18 protein-coding genes and 1 riboswitch are annotated in these 20,761 nt (G+C 40.1%); of the genes, 17 read left to right on the top strand and 1 reads right to left on the bottom strand.

The genetic code is table 11. The features are described from left to right. Positions 1–49: 49 nt before the first annotated feature. Positions 50–153, top strand: a riboswitch (SAM riboswitch). Between the two features lie 51 nt (positions 154–204). The 5 genes from C8P64_RS01320 (at position 205) to C8P64_RS01300 (ending at position 7,009) form a co-directional block, all read left to right on the top strand. Further along, complete coding sequence (locus C8P64_RS01320; protein WP_108170257.1) at positions 205–1,221, top strand: homocysteine S-methyltransferase family protein; 1,017 nt, start codon at positions 205–207, stop codon at positions 1,219–1,221. 2 nt (positions 1,222–1,223) lie between these two features. Then, complete coding sequence (gene metH / locus C8P64_RS01315; protein ID WP_108170256.1) at positions 1,224–3,902, top strand: methionine synthase; 2,679 nt, start codon at positions 1,224–1,226, stop codon at positions 3,900–3,902. A gap of 234 nt (positions 3,903–4,136) precedes the next feature. Continuing rightward, entirely contained in the window at positions 4,137–5,093 is a 957-nt protein-coding gene (gene metF, locus C8P64_RS01310) for a methylenetetrahydrofolate reductase [NAD(P)H] (RefSeq protein ID WP_108170255.1), read from the top strand. A 60-nt stretch (positions 5,094–5,153) separates the two neighbouring features. Continuing rightward, the gene (locus tag C8P64_RS01305; protein WP_108170254.1) at positions 5,154–6,257 is read left to right on the top strand and encodes an acyloxyacyl hydrolase; all 1,104 of its coding nucleotides are present in this window, start codon (positions 5,154–5,156) and stop codon (positions 6,255–6,257) included. Next, on the top strand, positions 6,254–7,009 hold the full coding sequence (locus C8P64_RS01300; RefSeq protein WP_108170253.1) for a head GIN domain-containing protein: 756 nt from the start codon (positions 6,254–6,256) through the stop codon (positions 7,007–7,009). The genes C8P64_RS01305 and C8P64_RS01300 overlap by 4 nt, the downstream gene beginning before the upstream one ends. A 67-nt stretch (positions 7,010–7,076) precedes the next feature. On the opposite strand, the gene gldA is transcribed toward C8P64_RS01300, so the two are convergent. Then, positions 7,077–7,994 (bottom strand): gliding motility-associated ABC transporter ATP-binding subunit GldA, encoded by a 918-nt coding sequence (gene gldA, locus C8P64_RS01295; protein ID WP_108170252.1) that lies wholly within the window; start codon positions 7,992–7,994, stop codon positions 7,077–7,079. Positions 7,995–8,344: 350 nt separating this feature from the next. Between gldA and C8P64_RS01290 the strand changes: the two genes are divergently transcribed. The 12 genes from C8P64_RS01290 to queA all read left to right on the top strand — a co-directional run bounded on the left by C8P64_RS01290 (position 8,345) and on the right by queA (position 20,731). Further along, the gene (locus C8P64_RS01290; protein WP_108170251.1) at positions 8,345–9,172 is read left to right on the top strand and encodes a prephenate dehydratase; all 828 of its coding nucleotides are present in this window, start codon (positions 8,345–8,347) and stop codon (positions 9,170–9,172) included. Next, positions 9,169–10,314, top strand: coding sequence for a pyridoxal phosphate-dependent aminotransferase (locus C8P64_RS01285; RefSeq protein WP_108170250.1), 1,146 nt, complete (start codon positions 9,169–9,171; stop codon positions 10,312–10,314). Before C8P64_RS01290 ends, C8P64_RS01285 begins: the two co-directional genes overlap by 4 nt. Then, the gene (locus C8P64_RS01280; protein ID WP_108170249.1) at positions 10,311–11,195 is read left to right on the top strand and encodes a prephenate dehydrogenase; all 885 of its coding nucleotides are present in this window, start codon (positions 10,311–10,313) and stop codon (positions 11,193–11,195) included. The genes C8P64_RS01285 and C8P64_RS01280 overlap by 4 nt, the downstream gene beginning before the upstream one ends. Next, positions 11,185–12,273 (top strand): bifunctional 3-deoxy-7-phosphoheptulonate synthase/chorismate mutase type II, encoded by a 1,089-nt coding sequence (locus tag C8P64_RS01275; protein ID WP_108170248.1) that lies wholly within the window; start codon positions 11,185–11,187, stop codon positions 12,271–12,273. Before C8P64_RS01280 ends, C8P64_RS01275 begins: the two co-directional genes overlap by 11 nt. 99 nt (positions 12,274–12,372) lie before the next feature. Next, positions 12,373–13,320: a ribosome small subunit-dependent GTPase A gene (gene rsgA / locus C8P64_RS01270; RefSeq protein ID WP_108170247.1), complete on the top strand. Its 948-nt coding sequence runs from the start codon at positions 12,373–12,375 to the stop codon at positions 13,318–13,320. Beyond that, positions 13,321–13,773 (top strand): D-aminoacyl-tRNA deacylase, encoded by a 453-nt coding sequence (dtd, locus tag C8P64_RS01265; RefSeq protein WP_108170246.1) that lies wholly within the window; start codon positions 13,321–13,323, stop codon positions 13,771–13,773. A gap of 52 nt (positions 13,774–13,825) precedes the next feature. Continuing rightward, positions 13,826–15,742 (top strand): DUF3857 domain-containing protein, encoded by a 1,917-nt coding sequence (locus tag C8P64_RS01260; RefSeq protein WP_108170245.1) that lies wholly within the window; start codon positions 13,826–13,828, stop codon positions 15,740–15,742. After that, positions 15,720–17,798: a transglutaminase family protein gene (locus C8P64_RS01255; RefSeq protein ID WP_146167162.1), complete on the top strand. Its 2,079-nt coding sequence runs from the start codon at positions 15,720–15,722 to the stop codon at positions 17,796–17,798. Before C8P64_RS01260 ends, C8P64_RS01255 begins: the two co-directional genes overlap by 23 nt. Beyond that, positions 17,764–18,090: a nucleotide pyrophosphohydrolase gene (locus C8P64_RS01250; RefSeq protein ID WP_108170243.1), complete on the top strand. Its 327-nt coding sequence runs from the start codon at positions 17,764–17,766 to the stop codon at positions 18,088–18,090. Before C8P64_RS01255 ends, C8P64_RS01250 begins: the two co-directional genes overlap by 35 nt. Beyond that, entirely contained in the window at positions 18,090–18,344 is a 255-nt protein-coding gene (locus tag C8P64_RS01245) for a hypothetical protein (RefSeq protein WP_108170242.1), read from the top strand. The genes C8P64_RS01250 and C8P64_RS01245 overlap by 1 nt, the downstream gene beginning before the upstream one ends. A 29-nt stretch (positions 18,345–18,373) precedes the next feature. After that, entirely contained in the window at positions 18,374–19,591 is a 1,218-nt protein-coding gene (aroA, locus tag C8P64_RS01240; RefSeq protein WP_108170241.1) for a 3-phosphoshikimate 1-carboxyvinyltransferase, read from the top strand. A gap of 90 nt (positions 19,592–19,681) precedes the next feature. Next, a complete protein-coding gene (gene queA / locus C8P64_RS01235; RefSeq protein ID WP_108171237.1) occupies positions 19,682–20,731 on the top strand; it encodes a tRNA preQ1(34) S-adenosylmethionine ribosyltransferase-isomerase QueA in 1,050 nt (349 codons plus the stop codon). Positions 20,732–20,761 lie beyond the last annotated feature (30 nt).

The raw sequence follows: 20,761 nt of genomic DNA, 5'->3' as shown, positions 1-20,761 counted from the left end.
GTTTATTATAAATGTATATTTGCCCTGTAAGTTCATTGTTTACTAACAATCGTTATCAAGAAAGGTTGAGGGAATAGACCCTGTGAAACCTTAGCAACCCTCCTTTGGAGAAGGTGCTACATTCTACTGAGTTCAGTCTCGGATAGATAACAAACAAGAATTCTTTTCTGTCTTCTTTTTTTGATAACGTTCATATTATAGAACATGTCGAAAATAGAAGAGTTACTCTCACAAAAAATATTAATACTTGATGGTGCCATGGGGACCATGCTTCAGGAATATAAATTTTCTGAAGAGGATTTCCGCGAAAAACGTTTTGCCGACTGGCCTGTTTCTCTGAAAGGAAACAACGACCTGCTGTCTATTACGCAGCCTGAAGCCATTGCCACTATTCATCGTAAATACTTCGAAGCCGGAGCCGATATTGTTGAAACCAATACCTTCTCCGGAACTACCATCGCCATGGCCGATTATCAAATGGAAGAGCTGGTCTATGAGCTTAATTATGAGTCGGCCAGGGTTGCCAAAAAAGTTGCTGAAGAAGTCACTGCTGAAAATCCTGAAAAACCAAGATTTGTCGCTGGAGCAATGGGGCCCACCAATAAAACGGCCAGTATGAGTCCTGATGTGAACGATCCAGGTTTCCGTGCCATTTCTTTTAAAGAACTGAAAGTGGCTTACAAACAGCAGGCGAAAGCATTGATAGATGGTGGAGTAGATGTGCTTTTGGTTGAAACAGTTTTTGATACCCTGAATGCCAAGGCAGCTCTTTTTGCAATAGACGAATTAAAGGAAGAACTGAATGTGGATATTCCGGTAATGGTAAGCGGAACGATCACCGATGCTTCCGGAAGAACATTGTCAGGCCAGACTGCCGAAGCATTTCTGATCTCTATTTCTCATATTCCGCTTTTAAGTATAGGTTTTAACTGCGCTTTAGGAGCCAAACAACTTACACCTCACCTGGAAGCGGTTGCCAGGAATACCGAATTTGGTGTTTCAGCTTATCCCAATGCCGGACTGCCGAATGCCTTTGGAGAGTACGACCAGGATGCGCAGGAAATGGCAAATCAGATCAGAGAATACCTGGAAAAAGGCCTGGTAAATATTCTGGGCGGTTGCTGCGGAACCACACCTGCCCATATTCAAGCGATCGCGGAAATTGCCAAGAATTACCAGCCAAGAAAACTTAAAAGAACTCTTCAAACTCAAAGTATTTAAGAATGTCAGAAATTAGACCCTTAAAATTATCCGGACTGGAACCTCTGGTGATAACTCCGGAGAGCAATTTTATAAATGTTGGGGAACGAACCAACGTGGCTGGCTCGCGTAAATTTTTGAGACTTATCAAGGAGGAGAAATATGATGAAGCACTTGAAGTTGCCCGGGAACAGGTAGAAAATGGAGCACAGATCATCGATGTGAATATGGATGACGGCCTTATTGAAGGCAAGGGAGCTATGGTTAAATTCCTGAACCTGGTAGTGGCAGAACCTGATATTTCCAGGGTTCCTATCATGATAGATAGTTCTAAATGGGAAATTATCGAAGCCGGCCTGCAAGTGGTACAGGGAAAATGTGTGGTGAATTCTATTAGTTTAAAGGAGGGCGAAGAAGAATTTATTGAAAATGCAAAGAAGATCAGGCGTTATGGAGCCGCGGTGATCGTTATGGCATTTGATGAAGTTGGCCAGGCCGATAATTATGAGAGAAGAATTGAGATCGCGAAACGTTCCTATGATATCCTGGTGAACAAGGTGAAATTCCCTCCGGAAGACATCATTTTTGATCTTAATATTTTCCCGGTTGGGACAGGAATGGACGAGCATAAGAGAAATGCTATAGATTTTATTGAAGGCACACGTTGGGTAAAAGGGAACCTTCCACACTGCAGTGTTAGCGGTGGAGTTAGTAATGTGTCATTTTCTTTCCGCGGAAATAATCCGGTGCGGGAGGCGATGCATTCGGTATTACTATACCATGCTATCAAAGCCGGAATGAATATAGGTATCGTAAACCCATCCATGCTCGAGGTTTATGACGAGATCCCTAAAGATCTTCTGGAGCATGTAGAAGATGTGATTCTAGACCGAAGAGATGATGCGACCGAGAGACTTCTCGATTTCGCTGAAAATGTGGTAGGACGGAAAAAAGAGAATAAAATCGATCTTTCCTGGCGGGAAAAGCCACTACAGGACAGGATCACTCATGCCCTGGTTAAAGGAGTTGATGCTTATATTCTTGAAGATATTGAACAGGCACGTATTGAAGCTAAAAAGCCTCTGGATGTTATTGAAGGTCCGTTGATGATAGGAATGAACGTGGTTGGGGATCTTTTCGGAAGCGGGAAAATGTTCCTGCCACAGGTGGTGAAATCGGCAAGGGTGATGAAAAAAGCAGTAGCGCATTTGCTGCCGTATATTGAAGCAGATAAATCAAACAAACGACAATCGGCTGGTCGAATTTTAATGGCGACGGTAAAAGGCGATGTACATGATATTGGTAAAAATATCGTGAGCGTGGTATTGAGTTGTAATAATTATGAGATCATTGATCTTGGCGTCATGGTGCCACCGGAAAAGATCATTGAAACAGCGAAAAAAGAGAATGTAGATGTGATAGGTCTTAGCGGACTCATTACTCCGTCTCTGGATGAGATGGTTTTCCTGGCAAAGGAAATGGAGCGTCAGGATTTTTCTGTTCCGCTTTTAATTGGTGGGGCAACCACATCCAAAGCCCATACTGCGGTGAAAATAGATCCGCAATATAAACACGCGGTGGCTCATGTAAATGATGCATCCCGTGCGGTGACCGTAGTCGGAGATCTGCTAAAGGATAGTACACGTGAGAAATATAAGAACGACCTGAAAGTTCAGTATGACGAATTCAGAAAGAATTTCAGTAAAAGGAGTAAGGTCAAGTCCTTTCTGAGTATTGAAGAAGCCAGAGAAAACAAATTCCAGATCGATTGGGATAACACACAAATAACCAAGCCTGCTGAATTAGGAATCCAGGTGATTGAGGATTTTGATCTGCATAAACTGGTTGATTATATAGACTGGAGTCCGTTTTTTAGAAGCTGGGATCTGCATGGCAGATATCCGGATATTCTAAAGGATGAGATCGTGGGTGAGCAAGCGCAAAATTTATTCGATGATGCCAAGGTTTTGCTTCAACGAATTCTTGATGAAAAGTTACTGAAGGCGAAAGCCATCTTTGGTTTGTTTGAAGCAAATACGATCAATCACGACGATATCGAAGTGAAATTTCAGCAGGATTCTGATGAGAAAACTGCAATTTTCAGAACGCTCAGGCAGCAATTAAAGAAACACGGGGATCAGCCGAATTTCGCCCTGGCAGATTTTATTGCGCCAAAAGGAACCGGGGTTCAGGATTATATGGGCTGTTTTTGCGTGACTACCGGTTTTGGAACCCAGGAACTTGCTGCTCAATTTGAAAAGGAACATGACGATTATAATTCAATCATGATCAAAGCCCTGGCCGATCGTCTGGCCGAAGCATTTGCGGAATACTTGCATAAGGAGGTGAGAACGCAACATTGGGGTTATGCTTCAGACGAAAGTCTGAGCAATGAAGAGCTGATCAAAGAAGCTTATAAAGGAATTCGTCCCGCACCGGGTTATCCTGCCTGTCCAGATCATTTGGAGAAACTAACTATCTGGGAAGTTTTGCAGGTTAAGGAAAGGATTGGGGTAGAACTTACCGAAAGCCTGGCCATGTGGCCGGCAGCCAGTGTAAGTGGTTACTACTTCGCCCATCCTGAAGCCCGATATTTTGGACTGGGCAAAATCAAGGAAGACCAGGTAAGGGATTTTGCCAATAGAAAAGGAATAGAATATAAGAAGGCGGAAAAATGGCTAAACCCAAATATTGCGGATTAGTAATGAGTAGTTAGTATTAAGAAATTAGAATAGTAAAGACCTCACAGGTTTTTAAAACCTTTGAGGTCTGTGGAAAACAAGAAAAAATAGCTTGGCTTAAAACTTATCGCTAAGAGCTGAAAACCGATTAAACCGCGTTAGGGATTGCAGCGGCATCCCCCGATCTTGATCGGGGATACAGCGAAAAGCCCGGCCCTAAGGGCAACGCCCAGATAATAAAAGAAAAGAATTTCAATGAAAATCACAGAACATTTACAGGCAGCGAAGGATAAAACCTTATTCTCATTTGAGATACTCCCGCCACTGAAGGGACAAAACATTAATTCTATCTACGAGAGCATAGACCCGTTGATGGAATTTAATCCGCCGTTTATTGATGTGACCTATCACCGTGAAGAATACGTGTATTCGGAAAAGGAGAACGGACTGCTGGAAAAGAAGATCGTGAGAAAACGTCCCGGAACCGTGGGCATCTGCGCGGCTATCCAGAGCAAATATGGAGTTGATGCAGTGCCGCATATCCTGTGTGGAGGATTCTCTAAGGAGGATACTGAAAACTTCCTGATCGATCTGGATTTCTTGGGAATAAAAAATGTGATGGCATTGCGCGGTGATGCGGTAAAAAGTGAAACCTATTTTAAACCCGAGAAGAATGGGAATTGCTTCGCCAAGGACCTGGTAGACCAGATCTACGATCTTAATGCTGGGAAATACCTTGATGAGGTCATTGAAAAAGGTCATAATACCGATTTCTGCGTGGGTGTTGCCGGTTATCCCGAGAAACATATGGAAGCACCAAGTATAGATAAGGACATTCAGCGGTTAAAAGAAAAGATCGAGGCCGGTGCAGAATACGTGGTTACCCAGATGTTCTTTGAGAATGACAGGTATTTCGATTTCGTTGAAAAATGCAGGGAGAGCGGAATTGATGTTCCTATTATTCCCGGTTTAAAACCCATTGCCACCAAAAAACAGTTAAGCGTTATTCCGCATAGATTTCATGTGGATATGCCAGACTGTTTGATCAGGGAAGTTGAAAAGTGTAAGGATAATGCTGCGGTTAGACAAGTAGGGATAGAATGGTGCATACAGCAAAGCAAGGAACTTATTGCCGGCGGAGTCCCGGTGTTACATTATTATTCTATGGGAAAAAGCACGAATATTCAGAAAATTGCCACCGCGATTTTTTAGGATTTTATGCTCTCAACTAAAAGGCAGTTTTTTTCGTAAATATGTTAGATTTGCTTTCGTATGAAAAGAATTGCCCCGTTCCTGCTCTTTCTATGCAGTTTTATATCCCTGGCCCAGGAAGAAAAGCCTGAAAAGTATTTTTCTCTAGATGCCAGTTATTTTTACGGTTCTATAATTGAGCATAATCCTGATATCGCTCATTTGATCACCGATCATCCAAATGGATTTTTCCTGAGCTTCAACAGGAAAACCTATGGCCTGGAAAAGTGGGAACGCAGGTATAATTATCCAGATTTTGGGTATTCTTTTATTTATCAGGATATGAAGAATCCCAATCTTGGTGAGAATTACTCCTTATATGGTCATTTTAGTTTCTATGCCTTAAAGAGATTGCTAATGTTCCGGATAGGGCAGGGGGTTGCTTACACCACCAATCCTTATGACCCTGATACGAATTATCTCAATAATGCCTACGGAACCAGGTTTCTGAGCTCTACTTATCTCGTGGGAAATATTCATAAGGAGAACATCGTTGGCGGACTAGGTTTAAATGCCGGAGTTACTATTATTCATTACTCTAATGCCGATACGGGCTCACCAAATCATAGTACCAATACTTTTACTTTTAACGTGGGGTTGAATTATCTGCTGGATCATGAAAATCATCCCGATTATATCCCGCGAGGAGAGGAAGAAAAATATACGGAGCCATTTCATTACAATTTCGCGGTGCGCAGCGGGGTCAACACTTCCGGGGTTGTGGGCTCGCCTACACTGCCTTTTTTGACCTTCTCTGTCTATGCCGATAAAGTACTGAATCATAAAAGTACTTTGCAGGGAGGAGCCGAGTTATTCTTTTCCAGATCTCTTGAGGAATTTATTAATTACCAGGCGGTTGCTTTTCCTCAGAAAGGAACTACCGGGGATGAAGATGCGAAAAGAGTTGGAGTATTTCTGGGACATAAACTCACCTTCAATAAAATGTCCCTGATCACTCATTTAGGTGTTTATGCCTACTACCCATATACAGATTACGTGGAGCAGGTCTATAACAGGGTAGGATTGCAAAGAGAAATTACTGAAGACTGGTGGGCATCGGTGACCGTTCGTTCCCATGGTGCAAATGCTGAAGCTGTTGAATTTTCAATTGGATACAGATTATGAAAAAGTTATTCCTCCTTATTATAATAATTGCCTTTTCCGGTTGTGATTCTGAAGATACCGACGATTGCTTCCAAAAGGCCGGCAGCATTGTACAGAAAGAAATTGAAGTAGCCGAGTTCAACGAAATAATGGTCTATGACAAGATCAAGCTTTTTATTGAACAGGGGCCGCAACAAAAAATAATCATCGAAAGCGGGGAAAACCTACTGAACGAAGTATTTGCAGAAGTTGAAGAAGGCCGTCTTACTTTAAGGAATGAGAACAGGTGTAACCTGGTTAGGGATTATGGAATAACGAAGGTCTTTGTGACAGTGCCAGATTTAACCTATTTACGCCATGCCGGGAATATTCCTTTAGAAAGTATCGGTACCTTGGAATTTGAAAAACTTTGGCTGTATTCTGCAAACCAGGAATTAGACCCGGAGATACTTACAAACGGAAATTTCATCCTGGACCTAAAGGTGAGAGATCTGCGTATCACCAGTGATAATTATTCGCATTTCTTTCTCACTGGATCTGTTGAAAGATTTGACGGATTCTTCGCTGCGGGTGATAGCAGGCTGGAAGCCCGGGATCTTAAGGTGCAGCATTATGAACTTTTTCATCGCGGGACCAATAAACTAATTGTGAATCCACAGCAGAGCTTAAAAGGTGATATCTATAGTTATGGAGATATAATTTCAGTAAATCGTCCTCCAGTAGTAGATGTTGAAGAGCATTTTAGAGGCAGGCTGATTTTCGAAGCTCCCTAAATCCCTACAAAATGGGGACTTTTTGAATTTCGATTTTCAGATAATGAGTTAGGTTTTCTTCACAATTTTAGGAAGCCGTTAATTCAGCAAACAGGCTTTCCAGGTTTTTCGTTTTCTGGTTTAGCTGAAGGGTTTTGAGTCCGTTATCATGGGCAAAATCAAAAACCGCCGGTCTCATATCTTTATTGGTATCGAATATTAATTCATAATGGAAGCCACCAACATTCTTTGCTGAAATGAGATTGGGAAGTTCTTGTAGCGCCACTTCTTCTATACGATAATCGAATTCCACGGCAATTATCTGTTCTTTTTCATCGCGCAGGTCTTTCAGTTTTTTATCGGCTACGATCTCTCCTTTATTTATAATAATGACCCGGTCGCAAATGGCTTCTACTTCCTGCATGATGTGAGTGGACAGAAAAACGGTCTTTCCTGAATTTTCTTCCGATGCTTTTTTACCTATGTTCTTGATCAGCGATCTTATTTCTACAAGCTGATTTGGATCCAGCCCGGTGGTTGGTTCATCCAGGATCAACACTTCAGGATCATGGAGCAGTGCTGCAGCCAGTCCCACACGTTGTCTATATCCTTTGGATAGCTGGTCGATCTTTTTGTTCGCTTCAGGAGTGAGACCGGTTAGCTTAATTACTTCTTCCACGCGAGCTTTGTCTATTTTATAGACGGAAGCATTGAACCTCAAATATTCCCGAACAAACATCTCGGTATATAAAGGATTGTGCTCCGGTAAATAACCAATGCGTTTTTGAATTTCGGCTATATTATCTTTTAGTTCAAGCCCATCGATAATAGCATTGCCATCATCTGGAGTTAGGTAACCGGTAAGAATTTTCATCAATGTGGATTTTCCAGCACCATTTGGTCCAAGGAATCCAACGATCTCTCCTTTAGTAATTTCGAAATTCACCTTATTCAGCGCTTTCTGGCTACCAAAATGTTTCGATATGTTATTTACAGTTATAGACATAGCTTTCAAATTCAAAATTAGGAATAATTAATCAGGGATACCGCTGAAAATTTTTCAAAGTTTCAACGAAAATCAGGATGTATAAATTGTTATTAATATCAAAACATCAACAATATTCCGAATACTTAAAAACTGAAAATTTTAATCAGAAAAGATTTTGAATATAAAATTATTGCGCTACTTTAGTCATTCGTAAATATTCGAAATGACAACTTTAATTAACTGGAACGCATTCTATTATTTTTATTTCTATACCAGAGATAGGATCGGGAATGCTATATGATTAATTAAAACATGAAATTATATAAAAGTCTCGATCTAAGATCGGGACTTTTTTTATTGGTAGCTATATGAATAAAAAAGTCGGAATTCAGGGAATTAAAGGTTCTTTCCATCATTTGGTGGCGATGGATTATTATCACAAAGATGTTGAGGTGATGGAGCATATGTCCTTTCATGAACTTGCCCAGAAGTTGGCCGCGAAAGAAACCGATGTAGCGGTTATGGCTATCGAAAATAGTATTGCTGGCTCGATCCTTCCAAATTATGCGCTAATGGATGAGTATAATCTTAGCGTGATTGGGGAGCATTACACCCCGGTAAATATGAATTTGATGGCTGTTGAAGGACAGAAGATCGAAGATATTAAAAAGGTATTTTCTCATCCAATGGCTTTGCTGCAGTGTAAAGAGTTCTTTAAAAAACATCCGCATATTAAACTGATCGAAGACGCTGATACTGCTGAAGCTGCCAGAAGAATTTCAGAAGAAGGCAAGTTGAAGGTCGCTGCCGTAGCAAGCCCTGCTGCTGCAGATATGTACGGACTGGAAATTCTGGCGAAAGAAATTCACACTATTAAAAGCAATGCTACCCGATTCCTGGTTTTAGGAACAGAAAGACAAAAGCCTAATGGAGAAAAACTTGACAAAGCATCTCTAAAGTTTGACCTGAAAAGCGAAAGAGGGAGCCTGGTGTCTGTACTTAATATCATTAGGGATTGCTACCTGGATATGACCAAGATCCAATCGCTGCCAATAATTGACGAGCCCTGGAAATATTCTTTTTTCGTGGATGTGATCTTCGAAAGATTTGAAGACCTGGAAAAGGCGATAGACGTATTAAAATTAATGACCGAAGAATTAAAAGTTTTAGGTATTTATAAAAATAATCTAGTATGATAACCGCAAAAAGACTTGATACAGTTCAGGAATACTATTTCTCGAAGAAACTTCGTGAAGTGGCAGAACTGCGAGCGGAGGGAAAACCTATTATCAACCTGGGAATTGGAAGCCCCGATCTTGCGCCACCGCCTCAGGTAGTGGAAGCTTTGAATAAGGCTCTTTCTTCTAATGGAGCCCATCAATATCAACCTTACAAAGGCATTACCGAATTAAGGAATGCGATCGCCGGTTTCTATAAAAAGTTCTATGATCGCGATCTGGACCCGGAATCTGAAATCTTACCACTTATGGGTAGCAAGGAAGGGATCATGCATATTTCCATGGCCTTTCTGGATCCAGGTGATGAGGTTCTATTGCCAAATCCCGGTTATCCAACCTATAGTTCTGTTTCGAAATTGCTGCAGGCTAAAGAAAGAAATTATGAGCTGAAAGCAGAGAATGACTGGCTGCCAGATCTTAAAGAACTGGCTCAGCAGGATCTTAGCAAAGTGAAATTGATGTGGGTGAATTATCCGCATATGCCCACCGGTTCAGTTGCGCAGGAAGATTTCTTTAATCAGCTTACCGAATTTGCTGAAACTCATAAGATCCTGGTGGTGAATGATAATCCATATAGCTTTATTCAGAATGACGATCCCAGAAGCATCTTGCAAAAAGATGGTTTAAGCGATTACGTCATGGAATTGAATTCGTTGAGTAAAAGCTTCAATATGGCTGGATGGAGAGTAGGAATGCTTGCGGGAAGCCAGAAGAATATCAATTCGGTACTAAAAGTAAAATCGAATATGGACAGCGGAATGTTCTATCCAGTGCAGGCCGGAGCCGTGGAAGCATTAAAGTTGTCGGGTTCGTGGTTCGAGGATCAGAATAAGATCTATGCCAGAAGAAAGAAAAAGGTGCTGGAATTGATCTCAAATCTGGACTGTGAGGTTAGGGATGACCAGGTGGGCCTTTTTGTTTGGGCTAAGACTCCGGAAGGGAAGACTTCCGAAGATATTGTTGATGACCTGCTTTATGATAAAGATATTTTCATCACGCCAGGATTTATTTTTGGTTCCCAGGGTGAAGGTTATATACGTTTTTCTCTATGTGCCAACGAAGAGGTAATAGATGAAGCTTTAAAAAGAATAAAAGGATGAAAGTTTTTGTAATAGGAATAGGCCTGATTGGTGGATCTTTTGCTTTAGATCTTAAATCTGTAATGAAGAAGGTCGAGATCTACGGGATAGATGAAAATGATGATCACCTTGAAAAAGCTTTGGATCTTGGATTGATAGATCATAAAGCCAATTTAGAAGATCTTAAAGATGCCGACCTGGTATACCTGGCCATCCCGGTAGATGCCTCACTGGAAGTATTGCCAAAGATACTTGATATCGTGAATGATAATTGCGTGGTGACCGATGCCGGTTCAACCAAGGAACATCTTTGCAAAAAAGTGTCAGAACATCCAAAAAGAAGAAATTATTTGGCGGGCCATCCAATTTCGGGAACCGAATTTTCTGGACCTACGGCAGCGTTACATGGGCTTTTTAAGAACAAGACCAACATCATTTGCGAGGTTGAAAAGACAGCTTTTAAACTTCAGGAAAGAGCGCTGGAAGTTTTCCAGGCCATCGGGATGAGGATAAGATATATGGATCCTGTTTCTCATGATCGGCATATCGCATATGTCTCTCATCTATCGCATATAAGTTCATTTATGTTGGGGAAAACTGTCCTGGAAAAGGAGAAGAACGAAAGGGATATTTTCGACCTGGCGGGAAGTGGATTCGCCTCTACAGTGAGACTGGCGAAAAGTTCACCGGCCATGTGGACCCCTATTTTCAATCAGAATAAAAAGAATGTAATGGAGACTTTGGATGAATATATCTCCAATCTGAAACATTTCAGGAAACTAATGGAAGACGATAATTTTGAAGAGGTTTTCAGTGAAATGGAGCGAACAAACCATATAAGAGAAGTACTAAACGGAATAAATCAAAACGAAGAAATTAAACTACAGGAAAATGGAAAATAAAAAAGAACTCAGAACATGGTTGGATGATTTCGGATTGTCACATCCATTGGTAATTGCAGGACCTTGCAGTGCCGAAACAGAAGAACAGGTTTTAACGATCGCACACCAGTTAAAGGATAGCGATGCAACCGTACTAAGAGCGGGAATCTGGAAACCAAGAACAAGACCTGGAAATTTTGAAGGAGTTGGTGCTCTTGGTTTGAAATGGCTTCAGAAGGCGAAAGAGGAAACCGGAATGCTTACTACTACCGAAGTGGCGAACCCTAACCACGTTGACCTGGCTTTAAAACATGATGTTGATATTCTATGGATCGGAGCCAGAACCACGGTTTCTCCATTTATCGTGCAGGAGATCGCAGATGCCTTAAAGGGTACAGATAAGATCGTATTGGTGAAAAACCCGGTGAACCCAGACCTTTCTTTATGGTTAGGAGCAGTGGAGAGATTACACACTGCAGATATAAATAAACTCGGAGTAATTCACAGAGGTTTTTCAGCTTATGAAAAGACTAAATACAGAAATAACCCGGAATGGCAGATCCCGATAGAGCTTCAGAATAAATTCCCTGATCTTCCATTAATTCTTGATCCTTCGCATATCGCGGGAAGAAGAGATATCATTTTTGATCTTTGTCAGACCGCTTTGGACCTTAACTACGACGGACTAATGGTAGAAACTCACCATACGCCAGACAAAGCCTGGAGTGATGCAGCTCAGCAAATAACCCCTGAAACACTTATTAAAATCATGCAGGATTTAAAAGTAAGAAAGGAAATTTCGGCCAGTGAAGAATTTCAGAATAAACTAACCACCTTAAGATCCAAGATCGACATCACCGACAGCCAGATCCTGGAGATCCTTTCCAAAAGAATGAAAATTGCCGAGGAGATCGGTCAGGTGAAGAAGGAGCAGAACGTTGCCATCCTTCAAACCAAAAGATGGAATGAGATCCTTGGGAAAATGGTGCTTGAAGGAGAAGAGAAAGGACTTAGCGAAGAATTTGTACTCAGAATGTTCAAAGCCATTCACCAGGAATCCATCAACCATCAGCAAAAGATTTTGGACGGGATCAGGTAATTTGAAACCTAAATGCATCTAAGGTGGTCTTGTGAAATTATTCCTATAAATTTGCATTCAATAAAATATAGTATTCGGGATATGAATAATTTATCATAAATGCAGGGAACGGTTTATAAGTCTACAGGTAGCTGGTATCAGGTAAAAGCTGAGAACGGTGAATTTTATGAATGCAGGATAAAAGGAAAATTCAGGATCCAGGGGATAAAAAGTACCAATCCCGTTGCGGTGGGAGATAAGGTGTCTTTTGACCTGGAAGAAGGGGTAGAAGAGAAGACCGGGGTGATCAAAAAGATCACCGAGCGCGATAATTATATTATCAGGAAATCGGTGAATCTATCGAAGCAAACACATATCATTGCTTCTAATATCGATCAGGTCTTTCTTCTTATCACCCTGAATAACCCACCTACGCTTACTACTTTTATAGATCGTTTCCTGGTGACTGCCGAAGCTTATGATATTACTGCGGTATTGCTTTTCAATAAAGTGGATACCTATTCTATCGAGGAACTTGCTGAAGTTAAATACCTGGCAGAATTATATCGTTCTGCGGGATATGAATGCATAGGAATTTCAGCAAAAGAGGGTAAGAACGTTGATAAAGTTAAGGAAAAGATGATCCGGAAGACCAGTATGATCTCAGGTCATAGTGGTACCGGAAAATCTACGTTAATCAATGCGATAGAGCCCAGTCTGGCTCTTAAAACTTCTGAAATTTCCAAACAACATAGCCAGGGTCAGCATACCACTACCTTTGCCGAAATGTTCGATCTCAGCTTCGATGCGAGGATCATAGATACTCCGGGAATTAAAGGTTTCGGCGTGGTAGATATGGATCGGGAAGAGATCGGGGATTATTTCCCAGAGTTCTTCGAGAGAAAACAGGATTGCAAATTTCATAACTGCCTGCATCTGGAAGAGCCTAAATGCGCTGTAAAACAAGCTTTGGAAGCTGGAGAGATCGCTTGGTCCCGTTATAAAAGCTATTTGCAGATCATGGAAGGTGAAGACGATAATTACCGAATAGATCAATATCAAAAATAGATGAGAGCAGTTATACAAAGAGTTTCAGAAGCTTCAGTAACCGTAGATCATAAAGTTTGCGCAGTAATGCATCAGGGATTATTGATCCTTCTTGGAGTCGAAGATGAAGATAATGATGAAGATATTGACTGGCTTTGCCGCAAGATCATCAATATGCGGATCTTTAATGATGAAGATGAGGTGATGAATGAATCTTTAAAAAGTGTAGACGGAGATGCTATAATTGTGAGCCAGTTCACCTTGCATGCCAGCACCAAAAAGGGAAACCGGCCAAGCTATATGAAAGCTGCAAAACCTGAGATTGCCGAACCTATGTATGAGAAATTCGTAGCAAAGTTTGAGAAAGAATTTGGTAAGAATGTTGGCGTAGGTCGTTTTGGGGCAGACATGAAAGTTTCTCTTTTAAATGACGGACCAGTAACAATTTTACTGGATTCTAAAGATAAACGTTAAAAAACGTTAATTTTTTATATATTGCGCTAAATATATAAGTCAGCCCCCCGGAATGCGCAATTTTTTAATTGTAGGTTTCCTTGGCCTATTTTCTACCCTACAATGCCAGGAAAACTACAAGGTTAGTGATATTAACCTCAAGATGCTTATCAACGCTAACGCGGTAATTCGTGAGCATAACACCCGTATAGAAATAAAAGATATCGATGATGTTGAAATTTCTACGAACAGGATAGTAACCGTCCTTAATGAAGCGGGAAAAGCCTATATACAGGCATACGAGAATTTCGATGAAGGCCTTTCAATAGAGCAACAGGAAGCTATAATTCTTGATAAGACCGGGAAAGAGATAAGGAAATTTAAAAAGCGTGATTTCAAAACACGAAGTAATTTCCAGGATTTCGTACTTTTTTCAGACAATCAGGTTAGTTACCTGCAATATACTCCCAGAGATTATCCTTACACTGTAAAATACACTTCAAAAATAAGCACAAAGAATTCGGTATTCCTGCCAGACTGGAGGCCTATTGAGGGATACAAAGTAAGTGTGGAAAAATCAAAATATGAGATCGTAAATAATACCGAGATACCTATCAGGTATTCTGAAAGAAACCTTGATAGCCTCGATGTGAAGGTGAATCGATCAGATTTCAACCTGGATTATTCTGTCTCGGGGTTGATGGCTAAAAGCTATGAAAAGCTAAGTCCCTCCTTTGAAGAAACAGCACCAAGATTAAAGGTGGCTTTGCAAAAGTATTTTCTGGAGGGAATAGAAGGAGAATCCAATGATTGGCAGGATTTCGGAGCCTGGCAATATAAGAACCTGGTAGATGGGCAAGGAATTTTGACAGAGGAAATCGTTAGTAAGATCACCGCGCTTACCAGAGATGCACAGACCGAGGAAGAAAAAGCCAGGATCATTTATAAATATGTTCAGGAAAATACCCGTTATATCGCAGTTACGCTGGGTATAGGCGGGTGGAAACCTTACAGCGCTCAGGAAGTTGACCGGCTTGGTTATGGAGATTGTAAAGGGCTAACCAATTATACCCGGGCGTTGTTAAAATCTCAAGGGATCGAGGCAGATTATACCATTGTATACGGAGGTCCAAAAAGAGATATCGATCCAGATTTCACCAACATACAGGGAAACCATGTTATTTTAAGTATTCCGCAAGAAGGCAAAGAGGATATATGGCTTGAATGCACCAGCCAGGATGCTCCCTTTAATTACTTAGGTGATTTTACCGATGACAGATGGGTTTTAAAACTGAAACCAGCTGGTGGCGAGATCGTTAGAACCAGGAAATATTCTGCCGGAGATAATTTACAGAAGATGAAGGCCAATGTCAGCATTAACGAGAATGGTGGTTTTAATGCCCAATTTGAAAGATCAAGCTTTGGAGTTCCATACGGAGATATTTACCTCATTGAATTACAAAAGCAAGAAGTACAAAAGAATTTCTACAATGAGAACTGGTCGCAGTTTCATAATATGAGTTTTGATTCTATAAAATTCAGAAACGATAAAAGAAAGATCGAATTTATAGAAGACCTGCATTTCAAGGCAGACAGGTTTTGCAGTATAGCCGGAGACAGGCTTCTAGTACCTCTTAATTTTGTTAGCGCCTTCGATATGAAGATCGATAAGGACAAAAACAGGAAGAATAAAATAAAACTTGAAAGAGGAAAGACATTCCAGGATCATTTCAGGTATGAATTACCAGAAGGATTTATGGTTGAAGCCATTCCTGACAACCAGGACCTTGAAACGGATTTCGGAAAGTTATCCTTAAAAATTTCGGTAGAGGAAAGTGAAGATAGGAAATATATAATCGTAGAAAGATACCTGAGGATAGAGGAAGGGGAGTGGTCGCCGGAGAAATTCGAAGATTTCAGAAAATTTATTAATCAGATTCATAAACTCAACAATCAAAAAGCAGTGATTGTACCAACCAGTAAAGCTTAATCTTATGCGCCAGATCCCCTTAATTTTATTCGTTCTATCCTTATGCAGTTTTCAGCTTAACAGCCAGAACTACAAATTTGGTAAAGTCTCTAAGCAAGAGGTTTTACAAAAAGAACATCCTTTACAAAAAGATGCGAATGCAGCCGTGTTATACAGAAAACAAAAGATTTTTTATGATTTTAATCGACATGAAGGATTTACCCTAATTACCGAAATTCATGAAAGGATCAAGATCTACAATAAAGAAGGATTTGACTGGGCAACAAAGGAAATAAGAAAATATACAGGTAGTTCAAAAAAAGAAGACCTGGTCCAGTTAAAAGGATATACGTATAATATCATTGATGGGAAACTGGAAGAAGAGAAATTGAGAAATGACGAGATCTTTGAAGAGGTAACTTCGAAGTATAATGAATCAACTAAATTCACCATGCCAGCAGTGACCGAAGGTAGTGTCATTGAACTCACCTATAAAATAAAATCACCTTTTTTAGGTTCTATTGGCAGAACCCCATTACAATATCTAATTCCTTTGGACAAACTGGAACTGGAGGTTTTGATCCCGGAGTTTTTCACTTTCAGCAAATACATGAATTTGAGATCTCTAATTAATTTTGATGTTGAGCAAACAAAAGAAAATTTCAGCTATAATTATACCAGTACCTCACGTAGCGGGAATAAAGTAGTGAGTAGTACAGCTTCACATAATTCTGTAAATTATTTATTAAATGTTTACAGTGTTAAACGTGAAAATATTCCGGCCTTGAAGAAGGAGCCTCACGTAGAGAACCTACATACTTATGCCGCTTTTATAGACTGGGAATTGATGTTCACGAAGTTTCCGAATTCTATGGTTGAAAATTACTCAGAGACCTGGGAGAGCGTTGCCAAATCTATATACAATGACCTGGGCATAGCAGATGAGCTAAATAAAGATAACTATTATGATGACGAATTAGATGTATTAATCTCTGGACTTTCTGATCCAAAAATGAAGGCAGAAGCAATACTTGATTTCGTAAAGCAGAGGGTGAAATGGAATGATTACCTGGGTTTTTACCCTGAGAATGGCACAAAAAAGGCCTTTAAGGAAGGCTCCGGTAATACTGGAGATATTAACCTTTTATTGATCTCCATGTTGAGGTACGCAAGATTGGACGCCCATCCGGTTCTTTTAAGCACCCCTTCCAATGGCGTACCGTTATATCCTACCAGGGACGGTTTCAATTATGTGATCGCAGGATTGGAATTAGATGGAGAAATTGTGCTGATGGATGCTACAGACCCAAAAGCAGCCATAGGAGAACTTCCTAAAAGAGCTAGGAACTGGCGGGGAAGATTACTTAAAGAAAAAGATAAATCTTCGTGGATTGACCTAATGCCAAACTATATTTCTGAGAATTCTATTAAGATGAATTACAAGTTTGATGGTTCTGGGGTAGAAGGAATGAACTGGAAATCCTATTCGGGACTTATAGCTAAGAAATTCAGACAGGATCATTCAGTTCCAGAGCAGAACAACGATATTGAAAATAGGTTGAGTACGGTTTCAAATATTCAGATTAGCGATTACGAAATAGAGAACAAGGATAAACTGGGAGCAGAAATTCTGGAAAAATTTAATTTTAAATTAGCTTCTGCTTCAGAAAATATTGGCGGTAAGGTTTATTTGAAGCCATTGTTATTTGATGGCATGCTGGAGAATCCATATAAAGAAGAGGAAAGACATTATCCGGTTTACTTAGATTATCCAGAGGTAAAGTCTTATTCCATAAATATTATGATTCCAGATGGTTATAACGTTGTTTCCCTTCCTGAAAGCACGTTGGTAAAACTTGGAGAAGATGATGGTCAATTCAAATTCATAGTAAATGCAAACGGAAATGTTATTCGACTTTCGTCCATGATCACTTTTAAAAAGACAGCTTTTTTACCTACGGAATATGATTTCTTGAAAAAGTTTTATGCTAATATTATTAAAAAACACAGCGAAGCTATAGTTTTGGAGAAAACTATAGAACATGCAAATAGCGAACGCACAGAAAGCGGTAGATAACTGGATCAAGGAACATGGAGTTCGTTACTTCAATGAACTTACAAATATGGCGCAACTTACTGAAGAAGTAGGGGAAGTAGCCAGAATCATTGCTCGTCGTTACGGCGAACAGAGTGAAAAAGAAAGCGATAAGGATAAAGATCTGGGGGAGGAACTTGCAGATGTGATGTTCGTGGTGCTATGTCTTGCCAATCAAACAGGAGTGGATCTCCAGGAGGCTTTTGACAGGAAACTGGATATAAAGACCAAAAGAGATAAAGACAGGCATAAGAACAACGAAAAACTGAAGTAATGAATTTCAAAGCTATAGTTTCTCAAAGATCTTTTTGGAAATCGGTTTTATGGCTGGGACTTTCTTTCCTGGTTTTATACAATGTCATCACCATTTTCTTTGAATACGGTGAATTTGCTTTTCTAACCTTTTTTAAAGAAAGAACTGCCGATGGAAAATTGGTCAGGTTTATAATCGGGCAATTGCTGGCCTCATTTCTTTATGGGTTTATTTTAGCCTTCGGTCAGTTTCGGGGTAAGCAAAAGAAAGATTAATTTAGTGTTTTATCCTTTTACCTCGTCAAATGAACTTATCCCTATCAAATAAGCAATCCGAAATTAAGGCAGATCTTAAGATCACCGGATCCAAAAGTGAATCCAATAGATTATTGATCCTGCAAGCCTTATATCCCAATATACAAATAGAGAACCTTTCTAATAGTGATGATACTACCGTTCTGAAGAAAGCCCTGGAAAAAGGTAATGGCCTCATAGATATTCATCATGCTGGTACAGCCATGCGATTTTTAACCGCTTATTTTGCTACCAAGGAAGGATGTGAAGTGGAAATTACAGGAAGTAAAAGGATGAAGGAAAGGCCTATCAGGTTGCTGGTAGATGCTTTGCAAAGAATGGGCGCAGATATCCAATATAAGGACCAGGTAGGGTATCCTCCTTTGATCATAAAAGGAAAAAAACTTCATGTAGATTCGGTAAGGCTTAAGGCAAATGTAAGCAGTCAGTATATATCAGCATTAATGCTCATTGGTGCCTCACTGCCTTCAGGTCTGGAAATAATTCTGGAAGGTCAGATCACTTCAACCCCTTATATTCTTATGACCCTGGAGTTATTGCAGCAGGTTGGAATAAAAGGTAATTTTGAAAAAGACCGGATCTTTATTGAACCTACTCAAAAGCTGGAGCCGGTAACCATCCCGGTAGAATCAGACTGGAGTTCAGCTTCATATTTTTATAGTATCGCGGGTATCTCAGCATCGGCAGAAATAAGACTTTCAAATTATAGGAAGAGCAGCAAACAGGGCGATAGCTGCCTGGCAGAGATCTATAAGCATTTTGGAGTTCATACCATTTTCGAGGAAAACTCGATCATTTTGAAAAAGGAAAAAACGAAACGTTCTCTGCGTATCAATGAAGACCTGCGGAATTCTCCAGATATTGCCCAAACCATTGCCGTGACCTGCCTGGCGTTGGGAATGGAGTGTAAGCTGGAAGGTTTACATACCCTAAAGATCAAAGAAACCGACAGGCTGCAGGCATTAAAGAACGAAATGCAAAAGTTTGGAGCAAGGGTAAAGATCACTGAGGATTGTTTACACCTCGCACCTTGTGATTCGTTAAATGAGGAAGTATTGGTAGAGACCTATAATGATCATAGAATGGCGATGTCTTTCGCTCCGCTCGCTTTAAAAATTCCGCTTTCCATAGAAGATGCCAATGTTGTTTCAAAATCTTACCCCGATTTTTGGGAAGATCTCAAAAAATTAGACTTCCAGACACAATAAAATATTTAATTTCCAAATAAACCTTCATTTACTTGACAACCCCTATGTTGAGATTGTATATTTGCAGCCTTTAAAACAGGAACTATGGGAATGAAACTTTCAAATTTCAATTTTGAACTGCCTAAGGAACTTTTGGCTGAGTATCCATCTGAAAACAGGGATGAGGCAAGGCTAATGGTACTTAACCGTAAAGAGCAGACGATTGAACATAAAAAATTCAAGGATTTAATAGATTATTTTGAGCCGGAAGATGTGATGGTTCTTAATAACACTAAAGTTTTTCCTGCCAGGCTTTATGGTAACAAGGAAAAAACTGGTGCCAGAATTGAAGTTTTCTTGCTAAGAGAATTGAATCCAGAAACTAAATTATGGGATGTTCTTGTAGATCCTGCCAGAAAGATTAGGATTGGAAATAAACTTTACTTTGGTGAAGACGAAAGTCTTGTGGCTGAAGTAATTGATAATACTACTTCCAGAGGAAGAACCCTGAGATTCTTATATGATGGTTCATATACAGATTTCAGAAAGAAATTAAAAGAACTGGGACAAACTCCGCTTCCAAAGTATATTAAAAGAGAAGTTGAGCCAGAAGATGAAGAGAGATATCAAACTATCTACGCTAAGAACGAAGGTGCAGTAGCAGCGCCAACTGCCGGATTACACTTTTCAAAGCATTTGCTTAAGAGGTTGGAGATCAAGGGAGTTGATTTTGCTGAGGTAACCCTTCACGTTGGTTTAGGAACTTTTAGCCCGGTAGAGGTAGAAGATCTTTCTAAACATAAGATGGATAGTGAAGAGGCATATATTACTAAGGATGCTACAGAAGTTATTAATAAAGCGAAAACTGAGAGAAGAAGAGTTTGTGCTGTAGGAACTACGGTAATGAGAGTTCTGGAAAGTGCAGTATCTTCAGATCAAACCCTGAATGAGTTTGGTGGTTGGACCAATAAGTTCATCTTTCCTCCTTACGATTTCAATATCGCTAACTGTATGATCACTAACTTCCATACACCAAAGTCTACTTTATTGATGATGGTTTCTGCATTTGCAGGTCATGATTTCATGAAGAAGGCTTACGAGGAAGCTGTAAAGGAGAAATATAGATTCTATACTTATGGAGATGCAATGTTGATCTTATAATCAACATCTAAAATAATTAAAGGCCATAAG

The sequence above is a fragment of the Christiangramia gaetbulicola genome (assembly GCF_003054225.1).
GTDB classification, from domain to species: domain Bacteria; phylum Bacteroidota; class Bacteroidia; order Flavobacteriales; family Flavobacteriaceae; genus Christiangramia; species Christiangramia gaetbulicola.
The sequence above is the reverse complement of the archived record's forward strand: the minus strand, read 5'-3'. Positions and strand labels throughout refer to the sequence as shown.